Source organism: Streptomyces sp. Y7 (genome assembly GCF_043195415.1).
Lineage (GTDB): Bacteria > Actinomycetota > Actinomycetes > Streptomycetales > Streptomycetaceae > Streptomyces.
Window position 1 is genome coordinate 323,352 of record NZ_JBIDDQ010000009.1, and the last position, 18,748, is coordinate 342,099.

Here is an 18,748-nt window from a genome sequence, read left to right on the forward strand (position 1 = left end):
CGTCACGGCACCCGCGATCCCTACGGTCGCCCGAGGGACTCCAGGTGCTGGACGTTGACGGCCGTCAGGACGTCCATGCCCGCGGCGAGCAGCTCCTCGACGTCCTGCCACCGCTTGGCGTTGCGCCCGCCGCCCGGCACGTTGCTGTGGGCGAACTCGTCGATGACGGCGACCTGCGGGCGGCGGTCGAGCACCGCGGCGACGTCCATCTCCTCGTACAGCCCCCGCGGTGTGCACAGCGAAGCCGCGGCACCGCTTCGAGACCGTCGAGCATCGCCTCCGTCCGCGGGCGTCCGTGGCACTCCGCGAACGCCACCACCACCTCGGCCCCACGGCCGGCCCGCCGCCGCGCCTCGTCGAGCATGCGGTACGTCTGGCCCACCCCTGGGGCCGCCCCGAGAGACCCTCAGCCGTCCGCGCGGTACGTCGTTCATCAGCTCTCAGCACACCGCTCCTCGGGCCGCTCCTCGGGCCGCTGGGCAGGGATCCTGACGGATCCCTGGCGCTCACCGTCAGGACGTCGACACCGTCTTGACGAGGACGCGTCCACGCTCCGGACGCCACGGCGAAGCGTCGTGCAGCGGCATTGGTGACGCTGAGTGTTCACGCGCACCATCCGTCGTCCATACAGCCCAGTCAGGCACGAACAGGTACGGAAGCCCAGCTGTTGATGCGGTGCCGACGCCGACCCGGCCAGTCTTAACGGAAGCTTGACGCCCACGCCCCCTTGATCCGTGGGCCCGGGCGTCACTCTCTGCTTACGCTGGTGCAGCCGTCCACGTCATGGCCGGAATCGCATGCCGACCCGCACGTCAGGAGCAGGCCGATGGCCACGACCGAGCACCCGCCACCCAGTCGCTTGCGCGCCTGGATGCTGGAGGGCCTGTCCGACATGGGCAAGGGTCATGCTCCCAAGGGCCCGCAGGCCGAGAAGGCGCCCGTTCAGGAGGGCCAGCCCTGGTACCGGGTCATGTGCCTCACCGGCGTCGACTACTTCTCGACCCTCGGCTACCAGCCCGGCATCGCCGCGCTCGCCGCCGGACTGCTGTCGCCCATCGCCACCATCGTGCTGGTGATCGTCACCCTGGCGGGCGCCCTGCCCGTCTACCGGCGGGTGGCCGAGGAGAGCCCTCACGGTCAGGGCTCGATCGCGATGCTGGAGCGGCTGCTGACGTTCTGGAAGGGCAAGCTCTTCGTCCTGACCCTGCTGGGCTTCGCGGCCACGGACTTCCTGATCACCATCACCCTGTCGGCGGCGGACGCCTCGACCCACCTGGTCGAGAACCCGCATCTGGAAAGCGCCCTGCACGACAAGCAGCTGGTGATCACCCTGATCCTCGTCGCGCTGCTCGGCGCGGTGTTCCTCAAGGGCTTCCTGGAGGCGATCGGGGTCGCGGTCGCGCTGGTAGGCATCTACCTCGCGCTCAACGCCGTCGTCGTGGTCTCCGGCCTCTACCACGTCGTCACCGAGGGGCATGTGGTCACCGACTGGACCAACGCCCTCACCGCCGAGCACGGCAACATCTTCGTCATGGTCGGCGTCGCCCTGATCGTCTTCCCCAAACTGGCGCTCGGCCTCTCCGGCTTCGAGACGGGCGTCGCCGTGATGCCGCACGTCAAGGGCGATGCGGGCGAGACCGAGGAGAACCCCAAGGGGCGGATCCGGGACACCAAGAAGCTGCTCACCACCGCCGCCGTGGTGATGAGCTGCTTCCTGATCACGACGAGCTTCATCACCACCCTGCTCATCCCGGAGAAGGAGTTCGAGTCGGGCGGCCAGGCCAACGGCCGCGCGCTCGCTTACCTCGCGCACGAGTACCTCGGCAACGCCTTCGGCACGGTCTACGACGTCTCGACCATCGCCATCCTGTGGTTCGCCGGCGCCTCCGCCATGGCCGGCCTGCTCAACCTGATGCCGCGCTATCTGCCGCGCTACGGCATGGCCCCGCACTGGGCGCGCGCGGTGCGTCCGATGGTCATCGTCTTCACCCTGGTCGCCTTCCTGGTGACTTGGATCTTCGACGCCGACGTGGACGCCCAGGGCGGCGCGTACGCCACCGGCGTGCTGGTGCTCATCAGCTCCGCCGCCATCGCCGTGACCATCGCGGCCCGCAAGGCCGGTCAGCGCAACTGGTTCATCGGCTTCGCGGTCATCTCGGTCGTGTTCCTGTACACGACCGTCGTGAACGTCATCGAGCGCCCCGACGGCGTGAAGATCGGCGCCTGCTTCATCGCCGGCATCATCCTGATCTCCCTGCTGTCCCGGCTGCTGCGCGCCTTCGAGCTCCGCGTCACGAGCGTGACGCTCGACGACATGGCGGAACGATTCGTCAGGGACATCGCCAGCCGCAAGATCCGGTTCATCGCCAACGAGCCCGACAACCGGGACAAGGCCGAGTACCGCGACAAGATCGAGCAGATCCGCACCGACAACGACCTCTCCGCGCAGGAGGACTTCGTCTTCGTCGAGGTCACGGTCACCGACCCGTCCGAGTTCGAGGCCGGCCTGGTTGTGCGCGGCCAGGTCATGCACGATCGCTACCGCGTCCTGACCCTGGAGTCCTCCTCCATCCCCAACGCGCTGGCCGCCCTGCTGCTGTACGTCCGCGACACGACCGGCTGCATCCCGCACATCTACTTCGAGTGGACCGAGGGCACCCCGTTCAACAACTTCCTGCGCTTCTTCCTCTTCGGGCAGGGCGAGGTCGCCCCGGTCACCCGTGAGGTCCTGCGCGAGGCCGAGCCGGACCGGGACCGCAGGCCGCGCGTGCACACCGGCTGACGCCCGACACGGCCGATCCGGCCTCGGTCCATCAGGATCGCGTCAACGATGAGCCGTATGGCGTCAGAGCACTGTCAGCGCCGTTCGCTCCCGCGCCGAAGCCCCTTACCGTCGGCACTGTGGACGGAAGCAGACCGCGCCCGGCCCCCACCGGTGACCGTCACTGGCACGACAGTGCCCGGTTCGCCGCGGGCTGCGCCGTGACGTTCTTCGGTATGACCCTGCTGGTCGACTGGGACGGCCACACCCTGACGCCGCCGCGCACCCTGCTGTGGCTGGTCATGACCTCCGTACTCTTCACGATCCTGCTCCCCCAGCGCGTGACCGCCGGCCCGGGATGGCTGGCGGTGCGCGGACTCGTACGACGTCAGGCGGTGCGCACGGACGAACTGGTGACCGTACGGCAGCACGGCGACGTCTCCACGCATCTCACCCTGCGCGACGCGGACGGCCGCCGCGTCGAACTCGACCCACGCGTCCTCCTCGCCAACCCGCTGCTGTGGCACGAACTGGACACCGGGGTACGCCGCTCACGCGCGAGCGGAACCCTGCTGGAGGGCATCGACGTACTCGAGCAGCTGCGGCACGAGATCGACGACGCGGAGGCACGTGAGGTGCTCAGGGCGTCCGGAATGACCTGAGGACGGCGTCGGGGGACTACGGAGCGAGGCGGCGACTAGGGTGGGACAAAAGCTGTATAAGCACATCAAACATCCCGCGCGAGGCGTCTCCCATGAGCCTGAGCATCCGCAACCAGCTCCCCGGCACGATCACGTCCATCTGCCCCGGCGAGACCGTGGCCATGATCGACGTCCGTCTCACCGGAGGCCAGGACCTCATCGCGGCCATCGCCCCGTCCGCTGTCGAAGAGCTCGGCCTCGCCGCGGGCAGCACCGTGAACGCCCTGGTGACGTCCACGCACATCTCTCTGGCCATCTCCCCGACCGAGGACGGCCGGCCCCTGCGCAACCGGCTCCCCGGCACGATCACCGGCATCGCCACGGGTGGCGCGATGGCGTCGGTGCAGATCGCGGTCGACGGCGGCGCGGTGACCGCCGCCATGACCCGGGACGCCACGACCGACCTCGACCTGTCCCCCGGCGACCCCGTCGTCGCCCTGGTGGAGGCCACGGAGGTCGCCCTGACGACCGTATGACGCGCGGAAGGGCTCCACCCCGGCCGTGTGTGGCCGGAGGGGAGCCCTTCCTACGTGCGTGCGTCAGCCCGGAGCGGCTCAGTCGTCGTACGCGTCCAGCGGCGGGCAGGAGCAGACGAGGTTCCGGTCGCCGAAGGCCTGGTCGATGCGGCGCACCGGCGGCCAGTACTTGTCGGCGGCCGACACCCCGGCGGGGAAGACGGCGTCCTCACGGGTGTACGCGTGCTCCCACGCGCCGCCCAGCGCGCCGGCGGTGTGCGGGGCGTTGCGCAGCGGGTTGTCCTCGGCGGGCCACTCGCCCGACCCGACCTTCTCGATCTCCGCGCGGATGGCGATCATCGCCTCGCAGAACCGGTCGAGTTCGGCCAGGTCCTCGGACTCGGTCGGCTCGATCATCAGCGTCCCGGCCACCGGGAACGACATCGTCGGCGCGTGGAAGCCGTAGTCGATGAGCCGCTTGGCCACGTCGTCGACGCTCACTCCGGTCGCCTTGGTCAGCGGGCGCAGATCGATGATGCACTCGTGCGCGACCAGCCCGCCCGGCCCGGTGTACAGCACCGGGAAGTGCGGCTCCAGCCGCTTGGCGACGTAGTTCGCCGACAGCACGGCCACCTGCGTGGCCCGCTTCAGCCCTTCACCGCCCATGAGACGGACGTACGCCCAGGAGATGGGCAGGATCCCCGCGGAACCCCACGGCGCGGCCGAGATCGGGCCGACGCCCGTCTCCGGACCGGCGGCCGGCTGCAGCGGGTGGTTCGGCAGGTACGGCGCCAGGTGCGAGCGCACGCCGACCGGTCCGACGCCCGGACCGCCGCCGCCGTGCGGGATGCAGAAGGTCTTGTGCAGGTTCAGGTGCGAGACGTCGCCGCCGAAGTGGCCCGGCTTGGCCAGTCCCACCAGCGCGTTGAGGTTCGCGCCGTCGACGTACACCTGCCCGCCGGCCTCGTGCACCTGCGCGCAGATGTCGGCGACGTGCTCCTCGAACACACCGTGCGTCGACGGGTACGTGATCATCAGCACGGACAGCTCGTCGCGGTGCTTCTCGATCTTGGCCCGCAGGTCCTCGACGTCGATCTCGCCGTCCTCGGCGGTCTTGACGACGACGACCTTCATGCCGGCCATGACGGCGCTGGCGGCGTTCGTGCCGTGCGCCGAGGACGGGATGAGGCAGACGGTGCGCTGCTCGTCGCCGTTGGCCCGGTGGTACCCGCGCACGGCGAGCAGGCCGGCCAGCTCACCCTGCGAGCCGGCGTTCGGCTGGAGGGACACCTTGTCGTAGCCGGTGACCTCGGCGAGACGTTCCTCCAGCTCGCGGATGAGCGTCAGATAGCCCTGCGCCTGCTCGGCGGGCGCGAAGGGGTGCAGCTGCCCGAACTCCGGCCAGGTGACCGGCTCCATCTCGGTGGTCGCGTTGAGCTTCATCGTGCAGGAGCCCAGCGGGATCATGCCGCGGTCGAGCGCGTAGTCCCGGTCGGCGAGGCGGCGCAGGTAACGCAGCATCGCCGTCTCGGAGCGGTGCTGGTGGAAGACCGGGTGCGCGAGGTAGTCGTCGGTGCGCAGCAGCCCGTCCGTGAGCGCGTCCTCGGTGCTCGCGTCCAGCGCCTCGATGTCGCCCTCGATGCCGAACGCCGTCCACACCGCGCCCAGCTGGGCCCGCAGCGTGGTCTCGTCACAGGCGACGGAGACGTGGTCGGCGTCGACGAGGCGCAGGTTCACGCCGTTCTGCCGGGCGGCGGCGACAACCTCGGCGGCCTTCGCGGGCACCCGTACGGTCAGCGTGTCGAAGTAGGAGCCGTGCACGACCTCGATGCCGCCGGCGGTCAGGCCCGCCGCGAGGATCGAGGCGTACCGGTGGGTCCGCCGCGCGATGGCCCGGAGCCCGTCCGGCCCGTGGTACACGGCGTACATGCCGGCCATCACGGCGAGGAGCACCTGAGCCGTGCAGATGTTGCTGGTGGCCTTCTCCCGCCGAATGTGCTGCTCACGCGTCTGCAGCGCCAGCCGGTAGGCCTTGTTCCCGTCGGCGTCCACGGACACGCCCACGAGCCGCCCCGGCAGGCTGCGCGCGAACTTCTCGTGGACGGCCATGTAGCCGGCGTGCGGCCCGCCGAAGCCCATCGGCACGCCGAACCGCTGCGTCGTGCCGACCGCGATGTCCGCCCCGAGCTCACCCGGCGACTTCAGCAGCGTCAACGCGAGCAGGTCGGCGGCGACGGTGACGAGGGCGCCGAGCTCGTGCGCCTGGTCGATGACGGCCTTGATGTCCCGTACGGCACCGGAGGCACCGGGGTACTGGACCAGCACACCGTTGATCTCACGCGAGGCGATCTCGGCCGGGATACCGTCGCTGAGGTCGGCGACCACGACCTCCACACCGGTCGGCTCGGCACGGGTCTCGATCACGGCGACGGTCTGCGGAAGGACATCCGCGTCGACCAGGAAGAGCCCCTTCTTGTTCTTGCCCATGCGCCGGGACAGAGCCAGGGCCTCGGCCGCCGCGGTCCCCTCGTCGAGCAGCGAGGCACCGGAGGTCGGCAGCCCGGTGAGCTCGGCGACCATGGTCTGGAAGTTCAGCAGGGCCTCGAGACGCCCCTGCGAGATCTCGGGCTGGTACGGCGTGTAGGCCGTGTACCAGGCGGGGTTCTCCATGACGTTCCGCAGGATGACCGGCGGGGTGAAGGTCCCGTAGTAGCCGAGCCCGATCATCGAGTCCAGCACCTGGTTGCGGTCGGCGAGCGAGCGCAGCTCGGCCAGCACCTCGGCCTCGGTGCGGGCACCCGGCAGGTCCAGCGAGTCGGCGTTCTTGATCACGTCCGGCACCGCTGCGGCGGTGAGCTCGTCGAGGGAGCCGTAGCCGACCTGGGCGAGCATCTTGGCGCGGGCCTCGTGATCGGGACCGATGTGACGCTGCTCGAAGGGGATTCCCTGCTCGAGCTCGGAGAGCGGAATGCGGTGGGCGGTCATTGCGGAGGCCTCCTGGTCTGACGACCTTCGAGGGGCACCACGGCACGGGTACCCGGACGGCCTCCCCCTCTGTCATCTCAACCTGAGAGCTTCACCGGACCGCCCGAAGGCCGTCGGCTTTCACCGTCGGTGAGAGCGGAAGCCGTCGGACACCCGCTCTGCTTTCCAGAGTGACCTCGTCCGTGCGGTACGTGAGCCTGAGAGATTCCGGGGAGGATTTGCTCCTTCGGCGCCTCCGGTGTTCTCCGGAGGACTCTCCCGCACGGGGTCAGCAGCCGCTAGTCAGCCTACCAGCGAGGTCGACGCACGGACCTTCGAGTGGCCGCTCTCACCAATCTGCCTTTTCGTAGTGCTTACGGATGAGTTGCGACCAAGTGGAGGGCCCGTGCAGACCGACATCGATCCGCGCAATCTGATCGGCCGCAAGGCCTTCGACCGCAACGGCACCAAGATCGGCACCATCGACGAGGTCTATCTCGACGACGCGACCGGGGTGCCGGAATGGGCGGCGATACGCACCGGCCTCTTCTCCCGGGACGCCTTCGTCCCCCTGGAGCCCAGCGAGCTGGTGGAGGGCACCCTCCACATCCCCTTCGAACGCGCCCTGATCAAGGACGCCCCCGACTTCGGAGTCGGCCGCCACCTGTCCCCCGAGCAGGAACTCCAGCTCTATCACCACTACGGCCTCGACGTGGCGGCCCAGCCCCCGCCCCCCGACCGAGACTTCGGCAACCTGGCCTCCTCAGAACCCCCCAACAACAACGACCCCACAACCCCGCACCCCTGACCAGCACACCCCTCCCCCCCCATCCACACAGACAACCTCTCGGCCCCTCCCACCACAGCACCTGGCTGAACTGCAGGCAGTCGCGCCTCGCGCACCTGCCCCTAGCCCCAGGACGTCACGCCTCACCCAGCCGCAGCAAGCCATGCCGCACCCGGCTACACCCCAGCTGCACCCAACTGCGGGCAGTCGTGCCGCTGGGGCGGCACGGGTGGGCGCAGCGGCACCCCGCCAGCGCGGGCGAGCGTCCCCACCCCCACGGCACCCCAGGCCCAGGGCAACCAGACACCCACCGCACAGCCGCTCCCTGCTGCCACCGCACGGATGCAACCGCACCGCCCCCGCCGCTACCGCCCCCGCCCTACCCAGAAACCGCAGCCGCACCATCCCCACCAACCACAGACACCTCAGACCCCTCAGACACCCCCGCCACGCCAGATCCCCCACTTCCCCCAGCCCTGCCGCTTCCCCCACTCCCCCGAACCTCCCGGCTTCCCCCACTCCCCCCGGGCCGCTCCTCCACCAAGGGCAACGGCTCCACCGCCTCCAGCCCCGGATCCTCCACCCGAAACGTCCGCACCCGCCCCGGCTCCGACCCCGGCGTCTCGAACCGCACGGTCACCCGCCCGAGCCCGCTCCCCTGCACCCACCCGTGCCCGTACTCGGCATGCCGCACATCGTGCCCGGCATGCCATCTCCGCTCGCCCGGCCCTTCCTCCCCCCGCGCCACGGCCACCGCCTCCACGCCGTCCTCCCCGCCCTCCACCGGCTGCTGCTCCCCCAGCTTCCCCAGCTCCCCCGCCGCCTGAGCGAACAGATCCTCCTGCGTGTAGTCGGCCAGCCCGCTGACGCCGACCCCCAGCAGCCGCACCCCACCCGTCGTATCCACGGACTCCAGCAGCCGAGCGGCGGCCTCCCGCACCACCGCCGGATCATCCGTCGGCCCCCGCAAGGTCTCGGACCGCGTCAGGGTCGAGAAGTCGTACCGCCGCACCTTCAGCACGATGGTCCGCCCCGACAACCCGGCCCCCCGCAACCGCCCCACACAGCGATCGGCAAGCCGCTGCACCTCCAGCCCGACCCGCACCCGGTCGTGGATGTCCACGTCATAGGTGTCCTCGACCGACACGGACTTCGTCTCCCGCTCGGCCACCACGGGCCGCTCGTCGTGCGCCAGCGCCATCGCGTACAGCGCATGCCCGTGCGCCTTGCCCAGCAGCCGTACGAGCTCGTCCTCACCGGCCTCGGCGATCTCCTCGACGGTATGGATCCCGGCCCGCCGCAGATGGTCCCCCGTGGCCGGCCCCACTCCCGGCAGCGTCCGCACCGACATCGGCCCCAGCAGCGCCCGCTCCGTCCCCGGCTCGATCACCACCAGCCCGTCGGGCTTGGCCTGCTCCGAGCCGATCTTCGCGAGCATCTTGGAAGCGGCCAGCCCCACCGACCCCGCGAGCCCCGTCGCGGCCCGTATGTCGCCGCGCAGCTTCGCCCCCACCAGCCGCGCCGACGCCTCGTCCCAGGCCGCACCCCCGGCCTCCAGATCGACGAACGCCTCGTCCAGGCTCAACGGCTCCACCAGCGGCGACAGCTCCCGCAGCAGCCCCATCACCTGCTCGCTGATGTCGCGGTAGATCCCGAAGCGCGGCACGAGATACGCGGCGTTCGGCGCCAGCCGCCGCGCCTGCGCCATGGGCATCGCCGAGTGCACCCCGAACACCCGGGCCTCATAGGACGCGGTGGCGACCACTCCGCGCGGCCCGAGCCCGCCGACGATCACGGCTTTCCCGCGCAGGCTCGGCTTGGATGCCTGCTCCACCGAGGCGTAGAAGGCATCCATGTCGAGATGCAGGATCGTGGGCGCGTTTCTCACATCTCCGATGCTGCCTCACGCCACTGACAATGCCCCGCCATCACCGCACGTTCGCTGCCACGGACGCCGGACCACCGGCTCCACGGCCGGGCGAGGCCACGAACTCCGCTCAGACCGCCCGGTTACGCCGCCGAGCCAGCTCGTCCGCCGGGTTGTGCCCGATGAGCGTCTCCCCGGTGTCGATCCGCTCGCCGTGCAGCTGCGACAACGCGCTCTCGACGTCCCGCCACACCACACCCACGGCGATCCCGAAGATCCCCTGCCCGCCCTGGAGCAGCGCGTGCACCTCGTCCGGCGAGCTGCACTCGTACACGGTCGCGCCGTCGCTCATCAGCGTCATGCGCTCGAGATCGCGGAAGCCCTGCTCCCGCAGGTGCACCACGGCGGTCCGGATGTTCTGAAGCGACACACCGGTGTCGAGAAACCGCTTGACGATCTTCAGGACGACGACGTCCCGAAAGCTGTACAGGCGCTGCGTCCCGGACCCGTACGCGGGCCGCACGCTCGGCTCGACGAGGCCGGTGCGCGCCCAGTAGTCCAGTTGGCGGTACGTGATGCCGGCGGCCGCACAGGCCGTCGGACCGCGGTAGCCAATCTCTTCCGACCCCATGGACGCCGCCCCTCCGCCGGTGCTCGGCACGGCCGTCGGCCTGTGCTGAGCGTGATCGGCAGCACCGCCCTGAACAGCGCTGCTGTGAAGCGGGTACGGACCGCTCGCCCCGAGACTGCGCCCGGGGGCACCCCCAGCCGTACCGTCGCCGCTGCTTCTCACGCCGACCTCCGTCCTTGACCTGCCTTCTCGACGGTAGGCAGTCACCAGGGGTGCGTCAACGATCGCCACACTCGGCACGCCGAGTGATAATCACCCTAGGAGTGGTTTCCCGCACCCCACCGCGGGGAAAGGCTAGCCGAATGCCCTCGGAACGGGCCTCGGGACGCTCTCGCTCGCCGCTGGCAAATGCCGGCATTTGAGCTGTTACCGACTGTGGGCCGAACCGCCACGGACCGCAAGTCCGGCCGGCACCGCCCACATCTCACTGGCTGCTGGTGCCGAAGTCCTCGGGCGAGATCTGGTCGAGGAACTCGCGGAACTTCTCCACCTCGTCCTCCTGCTCGTCCGGGATCGCGATGCCGGCGTCGTCCAGCACCCCGTCGCTGCCGTAGATCGGCGTCCCGGTGCGCAGGGCCAGTGCTATGGCATCGGACGGGCGGGCGCTCACCTCGACGCCGCTGGCGAACACCAGCTCGGCGTAGAAGACGCCCTCACGCAGGTCCGTGATGCGTACTTCGGTGAGCTCCTGGCCGACGGCCTCCAGCACGTCCTTGAACAGGTCGTGGGTCAGCGGTCGCGCGGGGGCCATGCCCTGCTGGGCGAAGGCGATCGCCGTCGCCTCCCCCGGCCCGATCCAGATGGGGAGGTAGCGGTCGCCTCCCACTTCGCGCAGGAGCACGATCGGTTGGTTGGAGGGCATTTCGACCCGGACACCTACGACATCGAGCTCGTTCACACAGCAACCCTAGGCCGTGCTCGGGACGTTTGGGTAGTCGGGCCGAGAACGGGTGGCCGATCCGGCCTTCCTGTGCATGCCCCGCTCAGGGCAGCCGCAGCCCCAGGGCCGTCTGCACCAGCGCGGAGTGCAGCTTGACCGTGAGCCCGGCCAGCTCCTTGGCGCGCGCCTCGGCATGAGCCCTGGTCTGTGGGTTGCGGTGCCGCTTCAGCGGCGCCACGACCTGGTCCACGAGCCCGGCCTCACGATCGGCGGCGGCCTTCATCACCCGAAGATGCCGAGGCTCGATCCCGAACCGCCCCAGCTCGGCCACGAGCGCGGCCACGGTGACCGCCTCCGCGTCGTACACGCCCTCCGGCAGCGGAGCGATCAGGCCGTACGACTCCCACTCCGCGAGCTCACGCTCGTCGATCTCGGCGGCGGCCAGCAGCTCGGCACGCCCGATCCGGGCCACTGGGGGCGCCTCCACGGCCTCCAGGACCGTTTCGCCGTCCCGCTGGCGGCACACGGACGGCAGGGCTGCCGCCTCCCCGCGCTCCATGGCGTCCAGGTGCTCCCGGATGACCTTCAGGGGCAGATAGTGATCCCGCTGCATCCGCAGGACGTGACCGAGCCGCTCGACGTCCTGCACGCTGAACTTGCGATACCCCGAGGGGGTCCGCTGCGGCTCGACCAGCCCTTCCGACTCCAGGAACCGGATTTTGGAGATGGTGATGTCAGGGAACTCGTCGCGCAGCACGTTCAGCACCGCGCCGATACTCATCAGCCGACCGTCCGTGGCGGCGATGCCGTGGCCGGCACCGCCGCTCGGTGTTTTCAGCATGGACCTTCCCTGGGTCTCCCCGGACGGTCTCCGGGGGAGGGTCAGTAGCCCCGCTGGCTCGCGTAGAAGACCAGCCGGTACTTGCCGATCTGCACCTCGTCGCCGTTGTTCAGCGGGACCTGGTCGATCCGCTCCCGGTTGACGTACGTGCCGTTCAGGCTGCCGACGTCGGCCACCGTGAACGAGCCGTCCTGAAGGCGACGGAACTCCACGTGCCGACGCGAGACCGTCACGTCGTCCAGGAAGATGTCGCTCTGCGGGTGACGACCGGCGGTGGTCAGATCGCCGTCCAGCAGGAACCGGCTGCCCGAGTTCGGTCCGCGGCGCACCACCAGGAGCGCGGAGCCCAGCGGCAGCGCGTCGACAGCGGCCTGCGCCTCGGGCGACAGCGCCGGGATCTGCGTCTGACCGGTGGTCTCGGCGTCGTAGGCCTCGATACCGGAGATGGAGATCGTGGAGGTCGTCTCGGACGGCCGCTCGGGCATGGCGCCGCTCCGCAGCGGAGCACCACAGTTGGAACAGAAGCGGCTGTTCTCCGCGTTGCGGTTACCGCACCTCGTACACACCAGGGCCGACATCGGGGAAAACCCTCCACCCGTACTTGAGGTTGACGGTTGCCCGAAACCTATGCCGCCGGACTGGCCAGGGTCAACTGACGGCGCGCCCTGACCTCCGGAAATGTCACCGCCCGGCCCAGACACCTGATCCCTGAACAACGGGCGCTGGCCCTCGTCGTCCCCCTGCGCACGGTGACGAGCGGTCGCGTTGTCGCTGCCCTCTCGCGCACTCTTGCCGCCGAACAACTTCGCAAACAACTTCACGGGCGATTCCCCTTGACCGAAACAGACCCGCCCGTGGGGCAGGACGAACCCTGACTGCTCTCGCTGGCTGACTCAGACATCCTCACAACGTCCGTCTCCGCCAGACAGTTTCCACCACGCACCACCCAATCGGTGCGCCGACCCCCCGCAACCTCATGCCCTCCCCGGACGTCCCCCATGCACCCCCGGTTCACTGCGAGGACGACCGAGCGTAGTCAGGCCGCTTCGCCGCTCGCAAGGCGTCGACGACGATCTTGTCCGACCGCTCGATCGTCACGGTGGCCTGCTCCTTCTCGAGGGTCTGCACCACGCCTCCAGGGATGTTGAGCGCTGGTTCGAGGTCCTGCGGTTTGCCGATGACCTTGAAACGATAGGGCGCGTTGATCTTGTTCCCGTCGACGCTCACGCTGTTGCCGGAATCGGTGAGGTAGGTCCCGGCGACGACGCGAACGCCGTTCACCTGGATCGCCTCCGCGCCGGCCGCGCGCAGCTCCTGGATCGCGTCGAGCAGCATGTCCGCCTCGACCGTTCCCTTCGTGTCGTCGATGGTCATCGTGATGCCGGGTCCCTGAGCGGCCACCGTGCCCGCCAGAATGCCGAGTTGCCTCTCCTTCTCGACCGTCTGCCTGCGGGCCTCCTCGGCCTGGTTCGAACTGTTCTCCAGTTCGTCCCGCTGCTTCTCGAGACCTTGCTTCTCGTCCTCTAGACGCTGAGTACGGTCGTCCAGTTCATCGAGGATACGAACGAGATCTTCCTGACGTGCGCCGCGCAGGGCGCTGTCACTGTCGCTGTTCGACGCGACCTGGACCGCCAGACCGAACCCGAGGCCGAACAGCAGCAGGGCGACGATGAGTTGGGCCCGGGTCACGCGGGGCGGCCACAGCCCCTGCGCGAGCCGCTGCCGACCGGTCAGCCCGGCCTGCTGCGCCTGCTGCCCCTCGGGCGCGTCCGTGCCCTCAGGGGCGTCCGAGGACTCGCCGGCGCCCGTCGCCACCTCTTCGGGCAGCTCCTTGCGCAACCTGTTCTGCGGGGTCTGCTCCTGCTCGCTCATCGGCCTCACGCCCGGAACACGTGCCGGCGGATCGCCGCGGCGTTGGAGAAGATCCGGATGCCGAGCACCACGACCACACCCGTGGACAGCTGGGCCCCGACGCCCAACTTGTCGCCCAGGAACACGATCAGCGCGGCCACGACCACGTTGGACAGGAACGACACGACGAAGACCTTGTCGTCGAAGATGCCGTCGAGCATGGCCCGCAGACCCCCGAAGACGGCGTCCAGAGCCGCCACGACGGCGATCGGCAGGTAAGGCTCGACGACCGCCGGAACCTCAGGCCGGACCAACAGTCCGGCCACGACTCCGACGACGAGGCCCAGTACGGCGATCACGATGTGCCCTTCTCGGTTTTCTCGGTGTTCGGCTGTGCTGTACGTACGATCACACTCGGGGCGGCGGGCAGGCGGAGGTCCTCCTGCACGGAAATGCTGGTCCGGATGCCGAAGTTCTCCTGCAGGGCGTGCAGGTACAGCCCGTCGGCACTGTCCTGGAACCTGGTGCTCAGCCGCTCCCCGTCCCCCACCGCGAGCACCGTGTAAGGCGGCACCAGCGGCTTGTTGTCGACCAGTATTGCGTCACCCGCGGCCCTGATCGCCGACAGGGCCGTCAGGCGCTGCCCGTTGATCGAGACGGCCTCGGCGCCCGACTCCCACAGCCCGTTGACCACACGCTGCATGTCGCGGTCACGCACCCGCCCGGTGTCGGAGAAACCGGACGACCCGCGCGGGTCGCCGTCACCGTCCGTGCCCGCTTCCTTGGCGTCGTTCACGACGAGCTTCACGCCGGGCCCGTGCACCTCGACCGCACCCGCGAGAATGCCCACGAGCTCCGCCTGGTCGCCCCCGGCGGTCTTGAGTGCCTCGCGCTGCCGCGCGCTCACGTCGGCGCGCAGGTCGTCGACGGTCTCCTCCAGCTTGTCCGCCGTCGCCGTCTCACGGTCGATGCGGTCGATCAGCTCCTCGCGCTCCTTGGCCACCACGGGGGCCGCCACGCGCGCCTGCGCCGCTCCCACGGTCACCACGAGCGCCGCGAGCACCAGACCGGCGGCGAGCCCCAGCTTCGCCCTCAGCGTCTTGGGCAGCCCCCCGTCACCCGCGGCCTTCTTGCGCGCGGCGGCCTCGGCGTACCCGTCGTCGAGGCTGTGATCCATGACGTTGTTGAGCAGCGACATGGACGCGTCCGGGCGCGCAGGTGGCGTGGATGTGCTCCGAACGGGGGGCGGCTGCGGCATGCCGCACATCGTCGCACGTCGTGGCCGCTACCTCCGAATGGCCCCACCGGCGTGCCGGACAGGCCCCCTTTCGGGGACACCTGTCCGGCACGCGCGTGTGCTGCTTGCCTTACCGCCCGGCGCTGTCCACGACCGCGGACCACTCGTCGAGCAGCTCCTGGGCGGACGCGTCGTCCGGCCCCTCGGCCCACAGATGGGTGACCGCCTCAGCCGGGTCCGGCAGCACCATCACCCACCGCCCGTCGGTCTCCACGACCCGCACTCCGTCGGTCGTGTCGACAAAGCGATCTCCGGCCTCCTCGACGACCCGCCGCATGACGAGCCCCTTGACGGCCCAGGGCGTCGCAAGATCGCGCTTGATGACATGCGCCCGCGGAATCCGGGCGTCGATCTGGCTGAGCGTGAGCTGCGTCCGCGCGACAAGCCCGATCAGCCGTACGAAGGCCGCCGTGCCGTCGAAGACACTGCTGAACTCCGGGACGATGAACCCGCCCCTGCCGTCCCCGCCGAAGATCGTCGTGTCGTCGCGCCCGACCCGGGTCAGGTCATCGGGCGAGGTGGTCGTCCACTCCACCTGCGTGCCGTGATACGCCGCCACCTGCTCGGCGATCCTCGTGGTGGTCACCGGCAGCGCCACCCGCCCGCTGCGCCGCTCGGCCGCCACCAGGTCGAGCATGACCAGCAGGGCCCGGTCGTCCTCGACGATCCGCCCCTTCTCGTCGACCAGCGACAGCCGCTCTCCGACCGGGTCGAACCGCACGCCGAACGCGGCCCGCGCCGACGCCACGATCTCCCCCAGCCGCACCAGCCCCGACCGCCGCGTGTCCGCCGACTCCGTGGGCCTGGACTCGTCGAGACCGGGGTTGATGGTCAGCGAGTCCACACCCAGCTTGCCGAGCAGGCTGGGCAGCACGAGCCCGGCGCTACCGTTCGACGCGTCGACGACGACCTTGAGACCCGACTCGGAGATCCCGGTCGTGTCGACGTTCCGCAGCAGCGACCCGGTGTACGAGTCGAACACACTGGCCGGGAAGTGCAGGTCCCCGATCTCACCGGGGAAGGCACGCCGGTACTCCTGCCTCGCGAAGACCCGGTCCAGCTTCCGCTGACTGGCCTGCGACAGGTCGGCTCCCCGCCCGTCGAAGAACATGATGTCCACGGAATCGGGCACACCCGGTGTCGTCCGGATCATGATCCCGCCGGCACTGCCCCGCGCGGTCTGCTGCCGCGCCACCGGCAGCGGTACGTTCTCCAGGTCCCGTACGTCGATGGCGCTGGCCTGGAGCGCGGAGATGACCGCCCGCTTGAGCGCACGCGCGCCACGGGAGTGGTCGCGGGCCGTGGTGACGGTGGAACCCTTCTTCAGGGTCGTCGCGTAGGCCCCGGCCAGGCGCACGGCGAGTTCCGGCGTGATCTCCACGTTCAGGATTCCGGAGACGCCGCGGGCGCCGAACAGATGCGCCTGGCCTCTCGACTCCCAGATCACCGAGGTGTTGACGAAGGCGCCGGCCTCGATGGTCTTGAACGGATAGACCCGGACGTTGCCCTGAACAATCGATTCCTCACCGATCAGGCACTCGTCACCGATGACCGCACCGTCCTCGATGCGGGCCGCGCGCATGATGTCGGTGTTCTTTCCGACGACGCACCCGCGCAGATTGCTGTGCTGCCCTACGTACACGTTGTCGTGCACGACGGCCTTGTGCAGAAAGGCCCCGCTCTTCACGACGACGTTCGAGCCGACGACCGTGTGCTCCCGAATCTCCACACCGGCTTCGACCTTCGCGTAGTCCCCGATGTACAGCGGCCCGCGAAGCACCGCGTCGGGATGCACTTCGGCGCCTTCCGCCACCCATACACCCGGCGAGATCTCGAAGCCGTCGAGTTCGACGTCGACCTTGCCCTCGAGGACGTCTGCCTGTGCCTTCACATAGCTCTCGTGAGTGCCGACGTCTTCCCAGTAGCCCTCCGCGACATAGCCGTAGATCGGCTTGCCTTCCTTCATCAGCTGCGGGAAGACGTCACCGGACCAGTCCACGGGAACATCCGGCTCGACATAGTCGAATACCTCGGGCTCCATGACATAGATGCCGGTGTTCACGGTGTCCGAGAAGACCTGGCCCCAGGTCGGCTTCTCGAGGAAGCGCTCGACCTTGCCCTCCTCGTCGACGATCGTGATACCGAATTCCAGCGGATTGGGCACCCTGGTCAGACAGACAGTGACGAGCGAGCCCTTTTCCTTGTGGAAGTTGATCAGCTCGGTGAGGTCGAAGTCGGTCAGCGCGTCGCCGGAAATGACGAGGAAAGCATCGTCCTTCAACGCTTCCTCGGCGTTCTTCACGCTTCCTGCGGTACCGAGTGGCTTCTCCTCGTTGGCGTAGCTGAGCTCCATTCCGAGCTCTTCACCGTCACCGAAGTAGTTCTTGACCAACGAAGCCAGGAACTGAACGGTCACGACGGTCTCATTCAGCCCATGCCTTTTGAGCAGCCGCAGAACGTGCTCCATGATCGGCCGGTTGGCCACCGGCAGGAGCGGCTTGGGCATGCTTGAGGTCATGGGACGAAGGCGCGTGCCTTCGCCTCCGGCCATCACGACGGCCTTCATGTCGGAAGCGTCCTCCTCTAAGAGACGACGGTCTAGCCGACTTCACCCGTCCAGATTGTCCCGCACTTTTCCACCGCGGGCCATCGGGCAACGCTGCCCGCTTCAATCCGCGAGTTCACTCGGCCATGGCGTCCGCTCGGACCAGGCGGCGGACCTGAACCACGTAGAGAACTCCTGCCCACCAGTACAGCGTTGTACCCCATCCGGCGAACGCCCATCCGAAAATAGCAGCGAGTGACGGGATCCAACCACTTCCGTCACTGAGCAGCAGCAACGGGAAGGCGTACATCAGGTTGAACGTAGCTGCCTTCCCAAGGAAGTTCACCTGCGGCGGTGGATAGCCGTGACGCCTGAGGATGCCCACCATCACCAGGAGAACCAGCTCACGCGCCAGAAGTGCAGCGGTCAACCAGAGGGGCAGAATCTCCCGCCAGGTGAGCCCGACCAAAGTCGAGAGAATGTAGAGCCGGTCGGCCGCCGGGTCGAGGAGCCGGCCGAGACTGCTGATCTGGTTCCAGCGCCGCGCGAGCTTGCCGTCCAGGTAGTCACTGACGCCGCTCAGAGCCAACACCAGAAGGGCCCAGCCATCACTCTTCGGTCCGCCGAACTCGGGCCTCAGAATCAGCCACAGGAACAGCGGCACGCCAAGCAGCCGCGCCATGCTGAGGATGTTGGGGATGGTGAGGACCCGGTCTGTCTGGACACGGGTCTCCTGGACCTCCACCCGGGAGCCTCCTGGGGAAACGTACCTACGATGCCCCCTGACCCTACCTCAACGCAAAAAAGCTCTGGCCCTCGGGCTGAGTGCCCAAGAGCCAGAGCTCTAAAAGGAGTTCGGCGGCGTCCTACTCTCCCACAGGGTCCCCCCTGCAGTACCATCGGCGCTGTAAGGCTTAGCTTCCGGGTTCGGAATGTAACCGGGCGTTTCCCTCACGCTATAACCACCGAAACACTATGAAACTGTCGAACATGCCGCACCACGCCGTGACCTGGCATGGGGCTGTTCGTGGTTTCAGAACCAACACAGTGGACGCGAGCAACTGAGGACAAGCCCTCGGCCTATTAGTACCGGTCACCTCCACACGTTACCGTGCTTCCAGATCCGGCCTATCAACCCAGTCGTCTACTGGGAGCCTTACCCCATCAA

15 protein-coding genes, 2 rRNA genes, 2 pseudogenes and 1 riboswitch are annotated in these 18,748 nt (G+C 68.9%); of the genes and pseudogenes, 4 read left to right on the top strand and 15 right to left on the bottom strand.

Annotated features, from left to right (window positions below; genetic code table 11):
• Positions 1-32: 32 nt before the first annotated feature.
• Positions 33-434: pseudogene (locus tag ACGFW6_RS24445) on the bottom strand (histidine kinase); the annotation flags it as partial.
• A gap of 392 nt (positions 435-826) precedes the next feature.
• Between ACGFW6_RS24445 and ACGFW6_RS24450 the strand changes: the two are divergent.
• From ACGFW6_RS24450 to ACGFW6_RS24460, 3 genes are all read left to right on the top strand, one after another.
• Positions 827-2,782 (top strand): amino acid transporter, encoded by a 1,956-nt coding sequence (locus ACGFW6_RS24450; RefSeq protein WP_393513561.1) that lies wholly within the window; start codon positions 827-829, stop codon positions 2,780-2,782.
• A gap of 119 nt (positions 2,783-2,901) precedes the next feature.
• Positions 2,902-3,423, top strand: a complete 522-nt coding sequence (locus ACGFW6_RS24455) for a hypothetical protein (RefSeq protein WP_393513564.1) — start codon at positions 2,902-2,904, stop codon at positions 3,421-3,423.
• Positions 3,424-3,515: 92 nt separating this feature from the next.
• Entirely contained in the window at positions 3,516-3,938 is a 423-nt protein-coding gene (locus tag ACGFW6_RS24460) for a molybdopterin-binding protein (protein WP_393513567.1), read from the top strand.
• Positions 3,939-4,016: 78 nt separating this feature from the next.
• Here the strand turns inward: ACGFW6_RS24460 and gcvP are convergent, their stop codons facing one another.
• On the bottom strand, positions 4,017-6,902 hold the full coding sequence (gene gcvP / locus ACGFW6_RS24465) for an aminomethyl-transferring glycine dehydrogenase (protein WP_393513570.1): 2,886 nt from the start codon (positions 6,900-6,902) through the stop codon (positions 4,017-4,019).
• A 175-nt stretch (positions 6,903-7,077) separates the two neighbouring features.
• Positions 7,078-7,173: riboswitch (glycine riboswitch) on the bottom strand.
• A 114-nt stretch (positions 7,174-7,287) separates the two neighbouring features.
• On the opposite strand from gcvP, the gene ACGFW6_RS24470 reads away from it, so the two are divergent.
• Positions 7,288-7,689 carry a PRC-barrel domain-containing protein gene (locus ACGFW6_RS24470; protein ID WP_393513573.1) on the top strand — a complete coding sequence of 134 codons (402 nt, stop codon included), beginning with the start codon at positions 7,288-7,290 and terminating at the stop codon, positions 7,687-7,689.
• Between the two features lie 358 nt (positions 7,690-8,047).
• On the opposite strand, the gene ACGFW6_RS24475 is transcribed toward ACGFW6_RS24470, so the two are convergent.
• From ACGFW6_RS24475 to ACGFW6_RS24535, 13 genes and pseudogenes are all read right to left on the bottom strand, one after another.
• On the bottom strand, positions 8,048-9,556 hold the full coding sequence (locus ACGFW6_RS24475) for a DNA polymerase IV (protein WP_393513576.1): 1,509 nt from the start codon (positions 9,554-9,556) through the stop codon (positions 8,048-8,050).
• Positions 9,557-9,665: 109 nt separating this feature from the next.
• Positions 9,666-10,328, bottom strand: a complete 663-nt coding sequence (locus ACGFW6_RS24480; RefSeq protein WP_393513579.1) for a MerR family transcriptional regulator — start codon at positions 10,326-10,328, stop codon at positions 9,666-9,668.
• Positions 10,329-10,590: 262 nt separating this feature from the next.
• Complete coding sequence (locus ACGFW6_RS24485) at positions 10,591-11,064, bottom strand: bifunctional nuclease family protein (RefSeq protein ID WP_004002801.1); 474 nt, start codon at positions 11,062-11,064, stop codon at positions 10,591-10,593.
• Positions 11,065-11,149: 85 nt separating this feature from the next.
• The gene (locus tag ACGFW6_RS24490) at positions 11,150-11,887 is read right to left on the bottom strand and encodes a MerR family transcriptional regulator (protein WP_393513582.1); all 738 of its coding nucleotides are present in this window, start codon (positions 11,885-11,887) and stop codon (positions 11,150-11,152) included.
• 41 nt (positions 11,888-11,928) lie between these two features.
• Positions 11,929-12,372 (bottom strand): FHA domain-containing protein, encoded by a 444-nt coding sequence (locus ACGFW6_RS24495; RefSeq protein ID WP_393513652.1) that lies wholly within the window; start codon positions 12,370-12,372, stop codon positions 11,929-11,931.
• Between the two features lie 18 nt (positions 12,373-12,390).
• A pseudogene (locus ACGFW6_RS24500) lies at positions 12,391-12,465 on the bottom strand (zinc-ribbon domain-containing protein); the annotation flags it as partial.
• A 433-nt stretch (positions 12,466-12,898) separates the two neighbouring features.
• Complete coding sequence (locus ACGFW6_RS24505; RefSeq protein WP_393513585.1) at positions 12,899-13,759, bottom strand: DUF881 domain-containing protein; 861 nt, start codon at positions 13,757-13,759, stop codon at positions 12,899-12,901.
• A 5-nt stretch (positions 13,760-13,764) separates the two neighbouring features.
• Complete coding sequence (locus ACGFW6_RS24510; RefSeq protein WP_003988855.1) at positions 13,765-14,097, bottom strand: small basic family protein; 333 nt, start codon at positions 14,095-14,097, stop codon at positions 13,765-13,767.
• Positions 14,094-14,996 carry a DUF881 domain-containing protein gene (locus tag ACGFW6_RS24515; protein ID WP_393513588.1) on the bottom strand — a complete coding sequence of 301 codons (903 nt, stop codon included), beginning with the start codon at positions 14,994-14,996 and terminating at the stop codon, positions 14,094-14,096. The genes ACGFW6_RS24510 and ACGFW6_RS24515 overlap by 4 nt, the downstream gene beginning before the upstream one ends.
• Before the next feature lie 109 nt (positions 14,997-15,105).
• Positions 15,106-17,601: a sugar phosphate nucleotidyltransferase gene (locus ACGFW6_RS24520; protein ID WP_393513591.1), complete on the bottom strand. Its 2,496-nt coding sequence runs from the start codon at positions 17,599-17,601 to the stop codon at positions 15,106-15,108.
• Between the two features lie 115 nt (positions 17,602-17,716).
• Positions 17,717-18,325, bottom strand: a complete 609-nt coding sequence (locus tag ACGFW6_RS24525; protein WP_380859870.1) for a CDP-alcohol phosphatidyltransferase family protein — start codon at positions 18,323-18,325, stop codon at positions 17,717-17,719.
• A 108-nt stretch (positions 18,326-18,433) separates the two neighbouring features.
• Positions 18,434-18,550, bottom strand: a 5S ribosomal RNA gene (gene rrf / locus ACGFW6_RS24530).
• A 93-nt stretch (positions 18,551-18,643) separates the two neighbouring features.
• Positions 18,644-18,748 (bottom strand): 23S ribosomal RNA (locus tag ACGFW6_RS24535); the annotation flags it as partial.